This is a genomic window from Dialister succinatiphilus (assembly GCF_928721695.1).
GTDB classification, from domain to species: domain Bacteria; phylum Bacillota; class Negativicutes; order Veillonellales; family Dialisteraceae; genus Dialister; species Dialister succinatiphilus.
Map to the genome: position 1 here is coordinate 1,028,918 of NZ_OV788641.1, position 14,254 is coordinate 1,043,171.

The following is a 14,254-nucleotide window of genomic DNA, read 5'->3' on the forward strand; positions in this document are numbered from 1 at the left end:
TATAATGAATGAGGTCTTAATTATGAATGCAGCTGTCAGGCTGAAGATGTTTTTCCGAAAGCCTTATAATGTGATACTGGTGGTGCTTTTTGTGGCCCTGGTACTTCTTACACTTCTGCCGCTGCTTTCCATCGTTATGGATACAGTGACGGTTCATTCTTCTGAGGTTATGCGTATTCATGGAACGCATGCAGGAGATTTTACGGATTATCATTGGCGCAAGGTACTGATGGATGGTCAGAACAGTATTAATATTTTTTATAAACCGCTTTGGAATACTATTATGATTTCCATTGCTACCTGTGTCATTGCAATTGGCTGCGGGGGCGGGATGGCATGGCTTATTACGAGAAGTGACATCCGGTTTAAACCATTGCTTTCAGCACTGTTTGTGGTTCCCTATATCATGCCTTCCTGGACATTGGCATTGGCATGGCTGGACTTTTTTAGAAATCCACTGGTAGGCGGGGTGCCCGGCATATTCACGGCACTTACCGGAATTGTTACGCCCAACTGGTTCGCCTATGGCTTTTTCCCGATTTCTGTGGTTCAGGGACTGCATTATGCACCCTTTGCCTATATTCTGATAGGCGGGATTCTGAAGCATATGGATGCTAATCTGGAAGAAGCTGCACAGCTTCTCCATGCATCGCGGATGCAGATTTTAAAGAGAATCACTCTGCCTATGGTGAAACCGGCGATTCTTTCTACTTTCCTTCTCGCGTTTTCAAGTTCCATGAGTGCTTTTGCAGTGCCGGCTTTCCTTGGGGCGCCGGTGCGATATCAGGTGCTTACGACCCAGCTCTATAGAACACTGCAGGGGTTAAACCCGGGTTATGGATATCTCATGGCTCTGGTGCTTATCCTGATTGGCGTAGGGATTATGCTGGTGAACCAGAAAGTACTGGACAGCCGTAAATCCTATACAACGATTACCGGGAAAAGTTCCCAGATTTCTCTGGTGAAGCTGCGTTCACTCAGGAACCCTCTTTCCGTTATTCTTTCTATCCTTCTTATCTGTGTAACGGTAGTACCGCTTATTACTTTCGCGGTGGAATCCTTCATTGTGGAACCGGGAAATTATTCACTCAGCAACTTCAGTACCGTTTTCTGGACCGGTGCCGGTTCGACAGATATTGCTAATGGAGAACCTGGAATTCTTAGAAATCACAGCGTGTATCGCGGACTGATAAACAGCCTTGTGCTTTCAGTGATTTGTGCATTCTTTGCTGGTACCATTGGCATTCTGGCCGGATATTCCATTGTTCGCAAAAAGGGGACTTTCCTGTCTAATGCAGTCAGCCATCTGACCTTTTTCCCCTACCTGATTCCAAGTATGGCTTTCGGGGCTATTTACCTTTCTATGTTCAGTGTTCCACGTGGACCGATTCCTGCTCTTTATGGTACATTTGCCATTCTGGCCCTTATTGGAACAGTAAAATATCTGCCCTTTGCCTCCAAATCCGGCATCAACTGTATGCTGCAGCTGGGAAATGAAATAGAAGAGTCAGCCATTATTATGGGGATTCCCTGGTGGAAGCGTATGGTCCGTATTATTATTCCTATTCAGAAGACCAGCATCCTTTCAGGGTATCTGCTGCCGTTTATTTCCTGCATGAGAGAGTTATCTCTCTTTATCCTGCTTGTTACACCGTCTACGGCTGTATTGACAACCATGCTTTTCCAGTACAACGAAAAAGGCTGGAATCAGTATGCCAATGCCATTAACCTGCTGATCGTATTTGTCGTATTATTTGTGAACTGGATTATTAATAAGCTCACCGGAGCGTCTATTGATAAGGGGATTGGTTGAAGATGCCTGAAATTATCTTAAAAAACGTCACGAAAACATTTGATCATACCAACGCCGTAGACCATTTGAATCTGGTTATAAAAGACCGCGATTTCATTACCCTTCTGGGGCCGTCAGGCTGTGGTAAAACAACGACCCTGCGTATGATTGCAGGCCTGGAAACGCCGACTTCAGGAGAAATCATTATTGATGGACAGACCGTCTTTTCTTCTGAAAAAGGGATTGATGTACCGCCGCAGAAGCGGAACGTTGGCTTTCTGTTTCAGAATTATGCCCTTTGGCCACATATGACAGTGCTCCAGAATATTACCTTTGGCCTTGAAAATTTGAACTGGGAAAAGGAAAAAATCAGGGAGCGTTCTTCCAAGCTTATGAAAATGCTGCAGATTGAAGAATATAAAGACCGCTATCCGGCAGAACTTTCCGGCGGCCAACAGCAGCGTGTTGCCATAGCCCGCACTTTGGCAACAGGTCCCCGCATTCTTCTCATGGATGAACCCTTATCCAATCTAGATGCAAAGCTTCGCATGGAAATGCGTTCGGAACTGAAACGTCTCCATATGGAAACAGATTCCACCTTTGTATATGTAACTCATGACCAGTTGGAAGCTATGACACTGGCTACCCGGATTTCCCTTATGAAAAAAGGTAAACTCCAGCAATTTGACGCACCATTGACTGTATATAACTGCCCGTCTAATGCATTTACTGCGGATTTTATAGGTAATCCAAGCATTAACCTGATTCCTGTGAAAGTAGAAAGCAGGCAGGAGCAGGAAGTGCTTCTGCATATGGGATCAGCCTCAATCCATTTCCATGCTTTAGATTCCATGGAAGCGGAGAAAGGGGAATCCCTGCTTTTAGGCATAAGACCGGAAAATATTGAAATTTCTGATGAAGGTACCATTGAAGCCAAAGTTTACTCAGCCCTTCCCAGTGGAATGGAAACAGTGGTTAAGCTGGACGTGCTGGGGCTGATTCTTACGGCCGTAGTCTTTGGAGATCGTGAATTTCATATCAATGATAAAGTCAAAATCCGCTTCCGCTCACGGAAAAACCACCTTTTCCGTCATGACGAGGAAGGCAGGCGTATCGCCAGCGGTGAACTGGATTAACGTAACTTTGGCTTTGTCCGGTAAGCACAAAAATAAAAGGAACAAAAAAACAGGCCATCCTCTCTCCGCCCAGGGCGGCGCTTCAGAGGATGGCCTGCTTTAGTTCACTATAGTAGTCGTATACAATCTCAAAATGCATATAAAGAAAACGGCCCATTCCCTCTGTTCGAGGAGGTCCATCCCTCCCTTCCGGACGAAATCATGAGTAGTTTTTTAACAGAAATATATCAAATGGAAACATCCTTATTAGCGAAGTGTGTAATCAATGAATCCGGACAAACCTTGGCCCTCCCAGGTCAGGAAATAGGACTGTAGCAGACATTTACCATGTTAACGAAAATATGCCAGAAGTAAAAATATTTTGATAAAATAAGGAAGAAATCGCAGATTCTCGATAAGTGCAGCTTTCTTTTCGGGAAATGGTCAGTTCACTGCCGCATAGGCAGTTTAGAAATCAAAGTGAATGGGATGTGCCTTGTAGTTCATTGATTTATCCAAACTTCTATAAATTTTATAAATTATCCGAATATCATCTATTTTTGCTCCTCCTCATTATCATCGTCATCATCTTCTTTATCCAGCGGTTCGAATGGAATCTTTTTCCTGATACAAAAGGCGTATTGGGCAATATCTCCGCCGTTTCTGATGATTCCGGCTGTAATAGCATCCGCTAACATCTGCCGCTCCTCATCATTGGAAAGGCATAGCTGCACTCCTGTGATAAAATCTTTTTCGTCCCAGATTTCCTTCAAAATGTTTGTAAGTTCATTCTTTGTCATTTGTGCCTCCTTGTTTTAATTTCATTTTATCATAATCATGCATAATCCTGTATCTGTCATTTCCCTTCTTACATTTGAGACTCTGATCCGTTCGCCGCGCAAGTATGACTTTATTGCAACCGCAAACATTGAAACTTTACTATTTGATATTTGACTCTTTTGCTATTTCTGCTATACTAAGGCCAGAGGTAAGAAAGGTCTTATCTCCACCACATTGTCAGAGGAAATCCTGCTGCTGTCTGCATATAAACCCCGTTTGTAGATTTGTATTAGCATCACAACCTCAGCGATTCGTTTTTTTCATAGTCAGATGAAATGTGGATCCGGAATTGAGCTCGTTAGTGATGGCGGCAGGGCAATGAATCCCCTCCTTTCCTCTGGCAGTATTTTAAAGGAGCCACGCTCTTGGTTCCTGAAAACGCCTTCGTTCCCCGCAGACGAAGGCGTTTTTCCATGGGAAAAAGAGTGGAGGATGGAGGGCCGCTGCCGGCTTTTGGCTTTTTCTCCTGCCTGGCAGGAGGGCATGAAAAAAACAGTGGAGAAAGTCCACTGTTTTTTCTTATTTCAGCATGTCTTTCCATTCGTCGGGGTAGTCGCCGCGGTATTCGACCACCTGGTCCATAGGTTTTCTGGGCAGGGGGCGAACTTCTTTGTCGGTGTAGCCGAAGGCGATGGCAGCTGCCATTTCTCCGTCTTCGTGGAGCCATTCTTTCAGTTCGTCGTAGGCAAAGAAGACGTTGCAGGTCCAGAGGCTTCCGATGTTGCGGTTGGTGGCTTCAAGGCACATGTTCTGGATGGCAGCGCTGATGGACTGGATGTCGGCCAGTTCCATGAGGTATTCGTCCTTGGGATGGTCTTCGCGGTAGTTCAGGCCTTTGGTGTTCATGACGAATACGATCACCGGCGCCTGTTCCAGCACCCGGGCGGTGTAGATGGCGGAGGGAATGAATTTTTCGTATTTCTTCCCGAAAATGGCGTTTTGTTCGCCTTTTCTGTTTTTCATGATGCCTTCCTTCAGGCATTTCACCATGGCTTTCCTTTCGGCGCCGCGGATGACGATGAATTTCCAGGGCTGGGCGTTCTTTTCGGAGGGGGCCCACATGCCGGCTTCCAGGATCTGGTTCAGGTCTTCCTGGGGAATCGGTTTCTGGAGAAAATGACGGATACTTCTTCTTTTGTAAATAGCTTCTAACACGGTGGTAATCCTTTCAATGTATAAGTTTCAGTTATAGATAAGACTGCATAAAAGAAATTATATGCAATTTTGAGCGATAAAGCAAGTTTTTTTAGACTAAGGGTCATATCAGGGGGCGGGGGAGCAGGGGCCTGGAAGGGAGGAAATCTGCTATAATATAGGTAAGGAATTATGGGAAAGTGTCAGTTCAAAGGAGGTCTTATTATGGACATCAAAAAAATACTCGTTCCCATTGATGGCTCCGATGCTTCGGAGAGAGCCTTTTCTTACGCCGTGGCTTTTGCGAAGAAAACGGCGGCGGAGTTGATTCTTCTTTATGTGGTGGATGCGGACGTCCTCATGTATCCGGTGTACCGGGTGAGCCTGGCAGAGACGGATACGGCTTCGGTGAAGAAGAAGGGCGAGGATATTCTGGCACTTTACGCCCAGGACGCACCGGAAGATGTGAAGGTAAGCCGTATGGTGACCATCGGTGTGCCGGGGTCTTCTATCATCCGCACGGCTGAGGCGGAGGGAGTGGACCTCATTGTCATGGGCAACAGCGGCAAGGGTTCCGTTTCTTCTTTCGTCATGGGCAGTGTGAGCCATTACACCGTGCATCATGCCAAATGCCCGGTACTGATTGTGAAATAGTCTGTCTTTTTTGAAATCGCGGCCTGGCAGGTACGATTTCCCCAGGCAGAAAGAAGGGATTTTTATGATAGATAGAGAGATACATAAGATTCTGATTCCGGTGGACGATTCGAAAATGTCAGACCGGGCTTTCGATTACGGCATGGACATGGCAAAGCTTTTTGAAGCAGAGGTGCATGTCATTTATGTGGCCAACGGGGAGGGCATGAGTACCCCGGATTTCACGGTCCATTTCAATGAAAAGAATGATGATACCAGTCCGCTGAAGGAAAAGGGAGCCTCCGTGCTGGCCCGTCTCATGAAACGGGTGCCGGAGGGGGTGAAGGTGCATCAGGAAATCCTCCTGGGTTCGCCGGAGGTGATGATCGCCCTCACTGCCGAGAATGACGGCGCAGACCTTATCATCATGGGCAGCAGCGGAAGAAATTCTTTCTCTTCCATGTTCCTTGGCAGTGTGAGCTACTACACTGTGCATCACGTGAAGTGCCCGGTACTGCTGATTAAGTAAGACCGCTGGCAGCTGGCCGCTTACTGCTGCTATTGTCTGCTGGACAATATTTCCGAAGGCAGGAGGGTTCAGGCGCCTTAGGCGCCCGGGTTCAAGCCGCCGTCGGGTTGCACCGAAGGCGTGGTTGTATAGTTTTCGCTGCCAGAGGCAGCGTTGCCGCCGAAAACGGTCAGCCGATTAAAAGGAAGGCCCTTTAATGGGCAGGCTAAGGGCCAACTTCGGCTGACTTGGAGGTCCTATGCAGGACCTCCACAGCATATACTCATCGCCCGATAGGGCGATACCACAACCCTCAGGCCGCAGGCCTGTCAAACCTGAGAACCCTTGGGGTGAAGCCCCGTCAATCTTTAGAACCTTCCGCACCCAGAGGGCGCGGGGTCTCAAAGCGGCTTACAAGCTGCCGCGAAGCGGCCTCCTTAACCCTCGGGGCATCAGCCTCGTCAAACCTAAGAACCTTCCGGCCATCGGGCCGGTCAATCTTAAGAACCTTTTCTAAAGTAAGGAGGCGTAGAAATGAGCCGGGAAACGAAAATAGGCATCGTGGCATTTATCCTGCTGTTCTTCATCGGCGCAGCCGGCTTATTTCTTGAGCCTTCCCGCTGGTTCCACAAGGATTTTTATGAGATTCATGCCGTTTTTGACAATGCCCAGGGCATCCGGGATCATGCCCAGGTGCTTTATGCCGGGGTCTCTGTGGGCCGGGTGCACAGGATTCATGTGAAGGATGGGAAGGCGGTGCTGGATCTGGATATCCGGGAGGGCACGGTGATTCCGGAGGATGCCAGGTTTACCATCGACAGTTCCGGCGTGGTGGGAGATCTCTATGTGAAGATTTCCGGCGGCCGTCCGGGAAGCAGGAATCTGTCCGACGGCATGACGGTGCAGGAGTATAAGAATGACCGCATGGATGAGCTCATGGAAAAGGCCGGCCGCCTCATGGATACGGCAAAAAGTCTGCAGGGAAATATAGAGGAATTTAAGGAGAAATGAGTGATACAGTGAGCTGGTGAGCTGGTGCGAGCTGCAGCCACGTCATGTGTGGAGGGAGATTTTGGGGCTCCGCTTTTGACCCTCGAAATGACAGCGGCGCCATGAAATAGGAAATTTTTAAGGAGGCAGTTTTGTAGGATAAATTTATCCTACAAAACTGCCTCCTTTCTGATATAATGAAGGAGAGGTGATTTTTATGCGCATTGATACGAATACCATAATTCCCATGACCGAAGCAAATCGTAATTTTTCTAAAGTAGCACGCATGGTGGATGAAAAAGGGGCGGCTGTGATTATGAAAAATAACCGGCCCCGCTATCTGATTCTGAATTTTGATACCTTAGAGGATGGAACTGCCGGCGATGAAGAGGTGGAAGCCATTTCTAAAAAACTGATGCAACAGAATCGGACTGCTTATGAGGTATTGGCTAAATGAAGAAACTGACCAAAGCACAAGTACTTCGAATGTACAACGATATGGTCAATCAATTTGGTGGAACCAGGGGAATGAGGGATGAAGGGCTTTTAGACTCAGCACTTTCCGCGCCTTTTCAGACTTATGACGGATTTGAATTATATCCGGAGATAGAGGAAAAGGCGGCTTGCCTGGGATATGGTCTTATTGAAAATCATGCAATGGTAGATGGAAATAAAAGACTGGGAGTTCATGTTATGCTTGTGTTTCTTGCGCTGAATGGCATTATGCTGACATATACCCAAGAGGAGCTTTACACGATTGTTCTTCAGATAGCCTCTGGGGACAAAAGCCGGTCTGACTTATTGACCTGGATTAAAAATCATGAGGATAATAATTAGCTTTTATACAGTAAAATCTAACAGCGTCATATCGGATGGGCAACTAAAAAAGCACGGCCGGGGGCCGTGCTTTTTGCTATTCTCAGAGCCGGACTTCGATGACGTCGTCTTCGCTCTTTCTTGCCAGGGGACAGGGGTTGTGGTTGGGGTAGCCGAAGGACATGGCCATGACCATTTCCCCTTCACCCAGCCAGTCATGGAGTTCGTCGTAGGCGAAGAAGATGTTGCCGATCCACAGGCTTCCGATGCCCATGGAGGTAGCCTGGAGGGCCATGTTTTCGGCAGCGGCGCCGATGGCCTGTACGTCGGAAAGTTCGTGGATTTTTTCAGCGGCAGTCCAGTTGTCGGTGAGGGGGCGGCCCTGGGGATTGACGATGAATACCAGTACCGGTGCCTGTTTCATGCACTGCAGGGTGAAGCGGGCGTTGGTAAAGAGTTCCGGTGCTCCGGCCAAGACGCCTTCACCTTTTTCTGATCTTTCAATGCCCTTTTCCATGAGGGCCAGTGCCGTTTTCTTGCTTTCTCCCTTCACTACGATGAATTTCCAGGGCTGACGGTTCTTGGCAGAGGGGGCCCACATGCCGGCGCGGAGGATTTCGCGCATGTCTACCTTGGAAATGTCGGTGTCCTTGAAGAAACGGACGCTTCGTCTTTTGAAAATCAGATTGTACATAGTATTTCCACCTTTCCTGATATTTGATCCTTGTGATTATGCTTTTTTCATTATACACCGTTTTGAGGCTTTAGTGTTGGAAATCGTGGAAGGAGGTCCGCCGTAAAGCAACGGCGTTTCAGCAGGGCAGGAACCCCTTCGCGAAAAGTTTCCTGTCTGGCAGGAGATGACAGCGTTTCAGCAGAGCAGGAAACTCTTTGCCTATAGTTTCCTGTCGGAAAGGAACACCAGTGGTGTCATGCCGGACAGGAAACCTTATGCCTATAGTTTCCTGTCGGAAAGAAACACCAGTGGCGTTACACAAAGCAGGAAACTTTTCCCCTAAAAAAATCCCCGGCGCCAAAGAGCGGGTGTCATAAGAAAGTAATATCGTATTTCTCAGGAACGGCATGGTTTCGGTCATGCCGTTAAGCCTGCGCTGCGCATACAAAAATTCCTCCAACTGCGCCGCTGTGAGCCACTTCTGGTTCAGCACCATGCACCGTGCCTGCTCTGCAATATGCTCGATCATCGCCTCATCCAGTGCATCCGGCTCTGTGGTCAGAATCGGGAAGGTGGTCGGGAGCAGCACGCGCAGCGTTTGTAGCTCCGTCCTCGTCAGTCCGATACAGAAAACATCATTCGTCATAGGGAAAGCTCCTCTTCGTCCTTTAGGAGGACAACCGTTCGGTCAGGGCAAAGCGCCTGCATTTTCTGCGGCGCATCCGTGTGCATCGGAATCACAAGCTGCGGGTCCGCCTTTTCAATGACATGGCGCAGATCCTCCGGCGAGGCGTGACCGCTGGTGTGCAGCGTTTCCCATGTGTCGGTCAGCGCCAGAAAATCGGGGATGGTGCTGCCGGGTTTTGTACGGTAGCCGTCCCACATGGAATAGAGAAGGATGCTCTGTGCCGGATCATATTGGCAGATGATCGCTCCAAACTTTGAATTGGCGCGGACGAACATCAGTCCGCCCAGCTCCGCAAAACGCGCCGGTGGGTGGTGTTTGAAGGATAGAAGTTTCGGCATCTCATAAAAGGACGAGATCCCGCTCCAATGTTTTGACACGGTTTCAACCAGCATTTTCTGATAGTCGTCGCAGATGCAGTATTTTCCACGCGGCACGGCGCGCGCCAGCGCAAAAATGCGGTCCAGATTGGTGGTCGCACACAGCACGAATACATATTTGTACTGCTGCAAATAGTTCCTTACCCGCGCTTGCAGTTCCCATTCTGTGACGGTTTTGACGTCCGTGCGGGATACCGTCGTCCCCTCGGTGATGATGGCATCGACCTTTCCAATCCGACGGTCCAGAATTTTGTCCATTGTCTTGCCCCGCACCCCGTGCAGCCGGAAATCGCCGGTATACAAAATGCACTTGCCGTCCGCTTCGATGAGGAACAGATAGCTGTCCACAGCGGAATGGTCAATGCCAAACGGCGTGATCTGAATGTCGCCAATCAGAAACGGCATCCCTGCGGAAAAAGTGCGGATGGTCTCGATTCGCTTGCAGAGCACTTCATCCTTCTTCCAACTATGCGCGCTGGACAGGCGCATAATATCCTTCGCCAGCGCACCGGCATATAGCGGGATATCTGGACGGATGCGAAGCATCTGCCCTGTGTGGTCGCCGTGGTAATGGGTAAACAGCACCGCGTCGCAGCGTCCGTTCGCGTCGGTCACACCCGGAATGTGCAGCGGCGCGGACACAAAGCCCGGGTCAAGGGATAGCTCATCACCCATGTCGATGAGAATGCGCGTTGTTTCTGTGGCAATTTCGGCAGCGATTCCGCCGATCTGGTGTGTGCCGCGATGGATGCAGAGCTTCATTCCGAATCCTCCTCCCAAACGTCACCATACAGGATGGAAAAGCCGTGAAACAGCTTCCACCCGCGTAGCGAGCGGTCATACTCGGTCCATTCCCCAGTGGCTTGCAGCGCGGAAATATACCGCTGCACGTTGCGAAGCGGCAGCTCTGTCAGTTCTGTCAGCGTTTGAGTGGAAATGCCGGGGCGCTTGCGGATCAGGGACAGAATTTTCAGACCGTTTACCAGCTTCTCGCTGTATTCATACGATTTTCTGCTGCGGCTGTGGGCAGAAAGCAGCAGATACTTGAGCTTGTCCGTGATGGCGTCAAAGTCCGGGCAGCATTTGAAGAACTTTTGCGCTGCCTTGGGCGGCATCGGCTCGCCAAGCCAGAGGATCGTCTCATCGGTGCAGCCGTTGACCTCCTGATAGTAGCCGAAGATCATATCCGCGTCGTCCTGCTCCATCGCAGATGCGTTTACGATCATCGCCTCGCAGTTTATGGCAATCAAATCTGTGGGGGTATCGGCAATGTAAAGCTCGCAGTACCGCACGGGAAGATTTGCGCTTACAAATTGATTCTGTTTTTGCGTCAAGCCGAATGTGTTGATGCGATAGTCCTGCGTCATTGACCGCCGCCCCCCTTTCGTAAGCGAACCTCGCGCCACATCGAAGCTCTCTTTGCAGGTGATGCACTGCATCCGAATGTACTGTTTCGCCAGCTTGTTCTGTTTGAGCCGGATAACCAGTGCAATGCTCCAGAACAAGATGCCCGCGATCGTAATAAACACCGAGATCATATATCCGCCGAACGCAACAACCAGCCACAGGATAAACCATGCGCCGAACTCCACCTTGGGGTACGGTACGCAGCGCACATTGTGACTGCCGCAGTTGGGACAGGCAATGTCGTCGCCGGACAGGGTTTTGTTTTCGTTTATTTGCTGCTCATCCATAAAAAATTGTCCTCCTACTGTCTTTCTTGATGGCAGTATAGCTAACCGCCGCGACAACAGGGTGGTAGAGTTGAAAAGTTAATAATCCAAAATTTCGATTTCCCATTTTGATGGCGTTCCCGTGTCACAGTCAGGAACTTCTTCTAAATCAAGCGGAGCGGCATTGGGGCTCTTTACGGTAGGAATGATAATGATCGCCCCTGGGGTGCAAAGAGCATCACAACCAGTGACACCATTTGCATAAGAAGTGCTTGGTGATACCGTTTCGATATTTTCAAAAGGAAACCGGAGTAACTCGACCTTGACGCCATCATTACTCATTTTGTCCATCAGTCCAACAAGGTTTCCGCGATTGCCTAATGTATTATATTCGTTGTTTTGGGTGCTTCCCTTGAAAAATAGCGGGCAAATCCGAACTTCCTTGTACTTACCATCTAAACCGTAACTTCTTAACAGCTCGTCCATATCCACCGTCTTGTAATAAGTGTAAATCTCCAAAACGCAGCGAAGCAATGTTTCCTTGCTCTTAGGTGCTTTTAACTCAATCAGTCTCAAAATCCCTGTGGATTCGTCGAAAGTCATCAAATCAATTTTACCGGCTCGATCGCTTTGCTTGCTTTTCAGCGGAACTTGATAATCGATGACCTCGCCGAGTGGGTTCAGTACCTTTTTCTGGGCTAAAGCCAGTGCGATTCGTTCTTCCTTTCGGTTAGAAGTTTCGCGAGGCGTTGTTCCGTTATGCGAGCCAATTTTGTAGTTCCCATGTTTGATTTTTTGAATCTGATCAAATAAATTGTAGTGTTTCAACAAATACTCAGAAATGATTTCTGTGTAGTACCTGGCACCATCGGCTTTATAAGTCGTTCCGGCATGATTTATGCAGGCAGCCGTGTAAAAAGTTGACATATCCTTTGCGGCTTCTTCTATTTGTGCAATCGTCTCAGTCCTGGTATATTTTCGTCCCATGATTCATATTCCCCTTTCATTTCTCTATATAAATACGATTCAGGTCAAAAAATGACAACCGACTATGGAATACTATATTTCTATTTCTTCAATTCTTTTCACAATGCGCATGGTTGCTTCACTTGTGTCGAGCTTGTAACAAGATGCTGAAACAAAATATTTTCCCTTCCGGTTTTTCGGGAAATCCTTTTGCTTTTCAACCTGATACCCGAATGGCTTTAAGATGCTCTTGATCATGCGACCGACAACAGTCCGAGTGAACCCATCGCTGAAGTCGATCGTCGGATTATCCATTTCCTCATAAAATTGTTCTAGCTCCAAGACACAGCCGGCAAGAGCTGGTTTGCCTTGATCTGCATATTCAGCCATTTTAATGATGATCTCATCTTGGCTCAGAAAATCAAATATTCTGTTCGCATCCGTATTGAACTCAAAGCCGGAACAGTTTTTGTTGTCCGTAATAAAGCCAGAATACGTTGCTTTCATCTGTAAGCCCCCTTAATTCAGAGGCGTATTTTCACGCCTCTGATATTATTGCACTCTACATTTTCAAAAAAGTCAAGATGTTCTGTTGTTTTTGTAAGGTCCGCCGTAAAGCAGCGGCATTTCAGCAGAGCAGGAAACTCTTTGCCCCTAGTTTCCTGTTGGAAAGAAGCACCAGTGGTGTCATGCCGGGCAGGAAACCTTATGCCCAAAGTTTCCTGTCGGAAAGAAACACCAGTGGCGTTACACAAAGCAGGAAACTTTTCCCATAAAAAAATCCCCGGCGCCAATGCACGGGGGGATTTTTTTATTTCATCTGATAGTTATAGTTCTCATCCAGGCTTCCTGTGAGGTGGAGGAGGGCAGGGGCGTCGGCGGCGTCGATTAAGAGGGAGCGGTTTTTCAGAATCGCTTTGGCGCTGCCATAGGGGGTGCGGATCTGGTTCCAGTTTGAGGACCAGTCGGCTTTGATGCCGGCGGCCCGGGCCAGGGGCATGACGGGGAGGTAGATATGGCCGTCTTTGCCGAAGGCTCTGGCATCCAGTTTCCTGCCGTCCAGGTAGATGTCGTAAACCTTGGCCACGTATCTGGGATTTCCATCGGAGGCTTCAATGGCCTGCTTGATGTCATCGTCCGATACGCAGGAGGCCACGCCGAAGGGGGCTAGTTTGGCCTTGACTTTGCTCACGTCCAGGGGCTCTTTGCCGTAGCCGTCGGGGTAGATGTAGTAAACTACGGTGTGGTCTGCTTCCCGCTGCACTACGACCCGCTCATAGAGGATATCCACAGGGATGCCTTTCACGATATGGGCGTAGAGGTCTTCCACGTCTGCTTCGTTCATGCGGACGCAGCCGTGGGAGGCGTAGGTGCCGATGGCAGAGGGCACGTTGGTGCCGTGGATGCCGTAGTTGCCTCCGATGCCGATCCAGCGGTAGCCGATGGGGCAGTCAGGGCCTGACGGGATGGAGGTGCCGCTGTCGGGGTCAATCCAGGTGGGGTTGATTTCCATGTCCACCACTGTTCTTCTGCCGGTGGGGGTGGGAGAGGAGGGCTTGCCGGGGGCAATGGGATACATGCGGATGCCCACGTCTCCCTGGTAGAGGGTGAGGAGGCGGCTGGCCAGGTTGATTTCAATGCGCTTGTCTTCAAAACGAGGTTTTTCCGGTGCTTTTTTCAGGGCTTCTGCGTCTTTTGGTGCCGTTTCTGCTGCTTTTTCCACAGCTGGTGCCTGTTTGGCCTCTTTTACGGCTGTTTCAGCAGCAGAGGCTTTGGCTTCTTTTTTTACAGCAAGGACCGGCGCTTCCTTTGAGGTAGCTCCTTTTTCTCCTTCTGCTTTTTCTTTTTTCTCTGTTTTTTGGATTTTCTTGTGATGGTCTGCTTTCTTTACGGTTTCGGTCCTCAGGATTTTCCCTTTGATTACAGTCACTTCTTCGTGGCCGTTCCATACTTCTTCGGCGGCATTGACTTCTGCCAGGCCGCAGGTCCCCAGGGCAGCGCAGAGGGCCGCTGCCAGAATGATGTGTTTCACTGATTTAATCCCCT

16 protein-coding genes are annotated in these 14,254 nt (G+C 49.0%); 7 read left to right on the forward strand and 9 right to left on the reverse strand.

The annotated features are described in order from the left end of the window. Positions 1 to 22: 22 nt before the first annotated feature. Together NW747_RS04280 and NW747_RS04285 are read left to right on the forward strand one after the other, a co-directional pair. Entirely contained in the window at positions 23 to 1,813 is a 1,791-nt protein-coding gene (locus NW747_RS04280; protein ID WP_008860544.1) for an ABC transporter permease, read from the forward strand. Positions 1,814 to 1,815: 2 nt separating this feature from the next. Then, positions 1,816 to 2,928, forward strand: coding sequence for an ABC transporter ATP-binding protein (locus tag NW747_RS04285; protein ID WP_273096347.1), 1,113 nt, complete (start codon positions 1,816 to 1,818; stop codon positions 2,926 to 2,928). Positions 2,929 to 3,461: 533 nt separating this feature from the next. On the opposite strand, the gene NW747_RS04290 is transcribed toward NW747_RS04285, so the two are convergent. Beyond that, positions 3,462 to 3,707 (reverse strand): hypothetical protein, encoded by a 246-nt coding sequence (locus NW747_RS04290; protein ID WP_273188132.1) that lies wholly within the window; start codon positions 3,705 to 3,707, stop codon positions 3,462 to 3,464. Positions 3,708 to 4,266: 559 nt separating this feature from the next. Then, positions 4,267 to 4,902: a nitroreductase family protein gene (locus tag NW747_RS04295; RefSeq protein WP_273188133.1), complete on the reverse strand. Its 636-nt coding sequence runs from the start codon at positions 4,900 to 4,902 to the stop codon at positions 4,267 to 4,269. Between the two features lie 204 nt (positions 4,903 to 5,106). Here NW747_RS04295 and NW747_RS04300 point away from each other — a divergent pair, with 204 nt between their 5' ends. The 5 genes from NW747_RS04300 to NW747_RS04320 all read left to right on the forward strand — a co-directional run bounded on the left by NW747_RS04300 (position 5,107) and on the right by NW747_RS04320 (position 7,849). Beyond that, entirely contained in the window at positions 5,107 to 5,535 is a 429-nt protein-coding gene (locus NW747_RS04300; RefSeq protein WP_273188134.1) for a universal stress protein, read from the forward strand. 64 nt (positions 5,536 to 5,599) lie between these two features. Further along, positions 5,600 to 6,043 (forward strand): universal stress protein, encoded by a 444-nt coding sequence (locus tag NW747_RS04305; RefSeq protein WP_273188135.1) that lies wholly within the window; start codon positions 5,600 to 5,602, stop codon positions 6,041 to 6,043. 513 nt (positions 6,044 to 6,556) lie between these two features. After that, on the forward strand, positions 6,557 to 7,033 hold the full coding sequence (locus NW747_RS04310; protein ID WP_273188136.1) for an MlaD family protein: 477 nt from the start codon (positions 6,557 to 6,559) through the stop codon (positions 7,031 to 7,033). 196 nt (positions 7,034 to 7,229) lie between these two features. Then, entirely contained in the window at positions 7,230 to 7,469 is a 240-nt protein-coding gene (locus NW747_RS04315) for a type II toxin-antitoxin system Phd/YefM family antitoxin (protein ID WP_273188137.1), read from the forward strand. Then, the gene (locus tag NW747_RS04320; protein ID WP_008860552.1) at positions 7,466 to 7,849 is read left to right on the forward strand and encodes a type II toxin-antitoxin system death-on-curing family toxin; all 384 of its coding nucleotides are present in this window, start codon (positions 7,466 to 7,468) and stop codon (positions 7,847 to 7,849) included. Before NW747_RS04315 ends, NW747_RS04320 begins: the two co-directional genes overlap by 4 nt. Before the next feature lie 82 nt (positions 7,850 to 7,931). Here NW747_RS04320 and NW747_RS04325 read toward each other — a convergent pair whose 3' ends face one another. The 7 genes from NW747_RS04325 to NW747_RS04355 all read right to left on the reverse strand — a co-directional run bounded on the left by NW747_RS04325 (position 7,932) and on the right by NW747_RS04355 (position 14,240). Continuing rightward, entirely contained in the window at positions 7,932 to 8,522 is a 591-nt protein-coding gene (locus NW747_RS04325; RefSeq protein ID WP_008860553.1) for a nitroreductase family protein, read from the reverse strand. 118 nt (positions 8,523 to 8,640) lie between these two features. Continuing rightward, positions 8,641 to 9,150: a hypothetical protein gene (locus NW747_RS04330; protein WP_273188138.1), complete on the reverse strand. Its 510-nt coding sequence runs from the start codon at positions 9,148 to 9,150 to the stop codon at positions 8,641 to 8,643. Then, positions 9,147 to 10,331: an MBL fold metallo-hydrolase gene (locus NW747_RS04335; RefSeq protein ID WP_273188139.1), complete on the reverse strand. Its 1,185-nt coding sequence runs from the start codon at positions 10,329 to 10,331 to the stop codon at positions 9,147 to 9,149. The genes NW747_RS04330 and NW747_RS04335 overlap by 4 nt, the downstream gene beginning before the upstream one ends. Next, positions 10,328 to 11,263, reverse strand: coding sequence for a winged helix-turn-helix domain-containing protein (locus NW747_RS04340; RefSeq protein WP_273188140.1), 936 nt, complete (start codon positions 11,261 to 11,263; stop codon positions 10,328 to 10,330). Before NW747_RS04340 ends, NW747_RS04335 begins: the two co-directional genes overlap by 4 nt. Positions 11,264 to 11,341: 78 nt before the next feature. After that, positions 11,342 to 12,229, reverse strand: coding sequence for a hypothetical protein (locus NW747_RS04345; RefSeq protein ID WP_273188141.1), 888 nt, complete (start codon positions 12,227 to 12,229; stop codon positions 11,342 to 11,344). A gap of 72 nt (positions 12,230 to 12,301) precedes the next feature. Further along, positions 12,302 to 12,715 (reverse strand): hypothetical protein, encoded by a 414-nt coding sequence (locus NW747_RS04350; protein ID WP_273188142.1) that lies wholly within the window; start codon positions 12,713 to 12,715, stop codon positions 12,302 to 12,304. A gap of 304 nt (positions 12,716 to 13,019) precedes the next feature. Next, a complete protein-coding gene (locus tag NW747_RS04355) occupies positions 13,020 to 14,240 on the reverse strand; it encodes a L,D-transpeptidase (protein WP_273188143.1) in 1,221 nt (406 codons plus the stop codon). Positions 14,241 to 14,254: the final 14 nt, after the last annotated feature.

Bases quoted from the DNA above. Each gene is read 5' to 3' on its own strand.
- NW747_RS04280 (WP_008860544.1), top strand. From the start codon at position 23: ATGAATGCAGCTGTCAGGCTGAAGATGTTTTTCCGAAAGCCTTATAAT.
- NW747_RS04285 (WP_273096347.1), top strand. From the start codon at position 1,816: ATGCCTGAAATTATCTTAAAAAACGTCACGAAAACATTTGATCATACC.
- NW747_RS04290 (WP_273188132.1), bottom strand. From the start codon at position 3,707: ATGACAAAGAATGAACTTACAAACATTTTGAAGGAAATCTGGGACGAA.
- NW747_RS04300 (WP_273188134.1), top strand. From the start codon at position 5,107: ATGGACATCAAAAAAATACTCGTTCCCATTGATGGCTCCGATGCTTCG.
- NW747_RS04305 (WP_273188135.1), top strand. From the start codon at position 5,600: ATGATAGATAGAGAGATACATAAGATTCTGATTCCGGTGGACGATTCG.
- NW747_RS04310 (WP_273188136.1), top strand. From the start codon at position 6,557: ATGAGCCGGGAAACGAAAATAGGCATCGTGGCATTTATCCTGCTGTTC.
- NW747_RS04315 (WP_273188137.1), top strand. From the start codon at position 7,230: ATGCGCATTGATACGAATACCATAATTCCCATGACCGAAGCAAATCGT.
- NW747_RS04320 (WP_008860552.1), top strand. From the start codon at position 7,466: ATGAAGAAACTGACCAAAGCACAAGTACTTCGAATGTACAACGATATG.
- NW747_RS04325 (WP_008860553.1), bottom strand. From the start codon at position 8,522: ATGTACAATCTGATTTTCAAAAGACGAAGCGTCCGTTTCTTCAAGGAC.
- NW747_RS04330 (WP_273188138.1), bottom strand. From the start codon at position 9,150: ATGACGAATGATGTTTTCTGTATCGGACTGACGAGGACGGAGCTACAA.
- NW747_RS04335 (WP_273188139.1), bottom strand. From the start codon at position 10,331: ATGAAGCTCTGCATCCATCGCGGCACACACCAGATCGGCGGAATCGCT.
- NW747_RS04340 (WP_273188140.1), bottom strand. From the start codon at position 11,263: ATGGATGAGCAGCAAATAAACGAAAACAAAACCCTGTCCGGCGACGAC.
- NW747_RS04345 (WP_273188141.1), bottom strand. From the start codon at position 12,229: ATGGGACGAAAATATACCAGGACTGAGACGATTGCACAAATAGAAGAA.
- NW747_RS04350 (WP_273188142.1), bottom strand. From the start codon at position 12,715: ATGAAAGCAACGTATTCTGGCTTTATTACGGACAACAAAAACTGTTCC.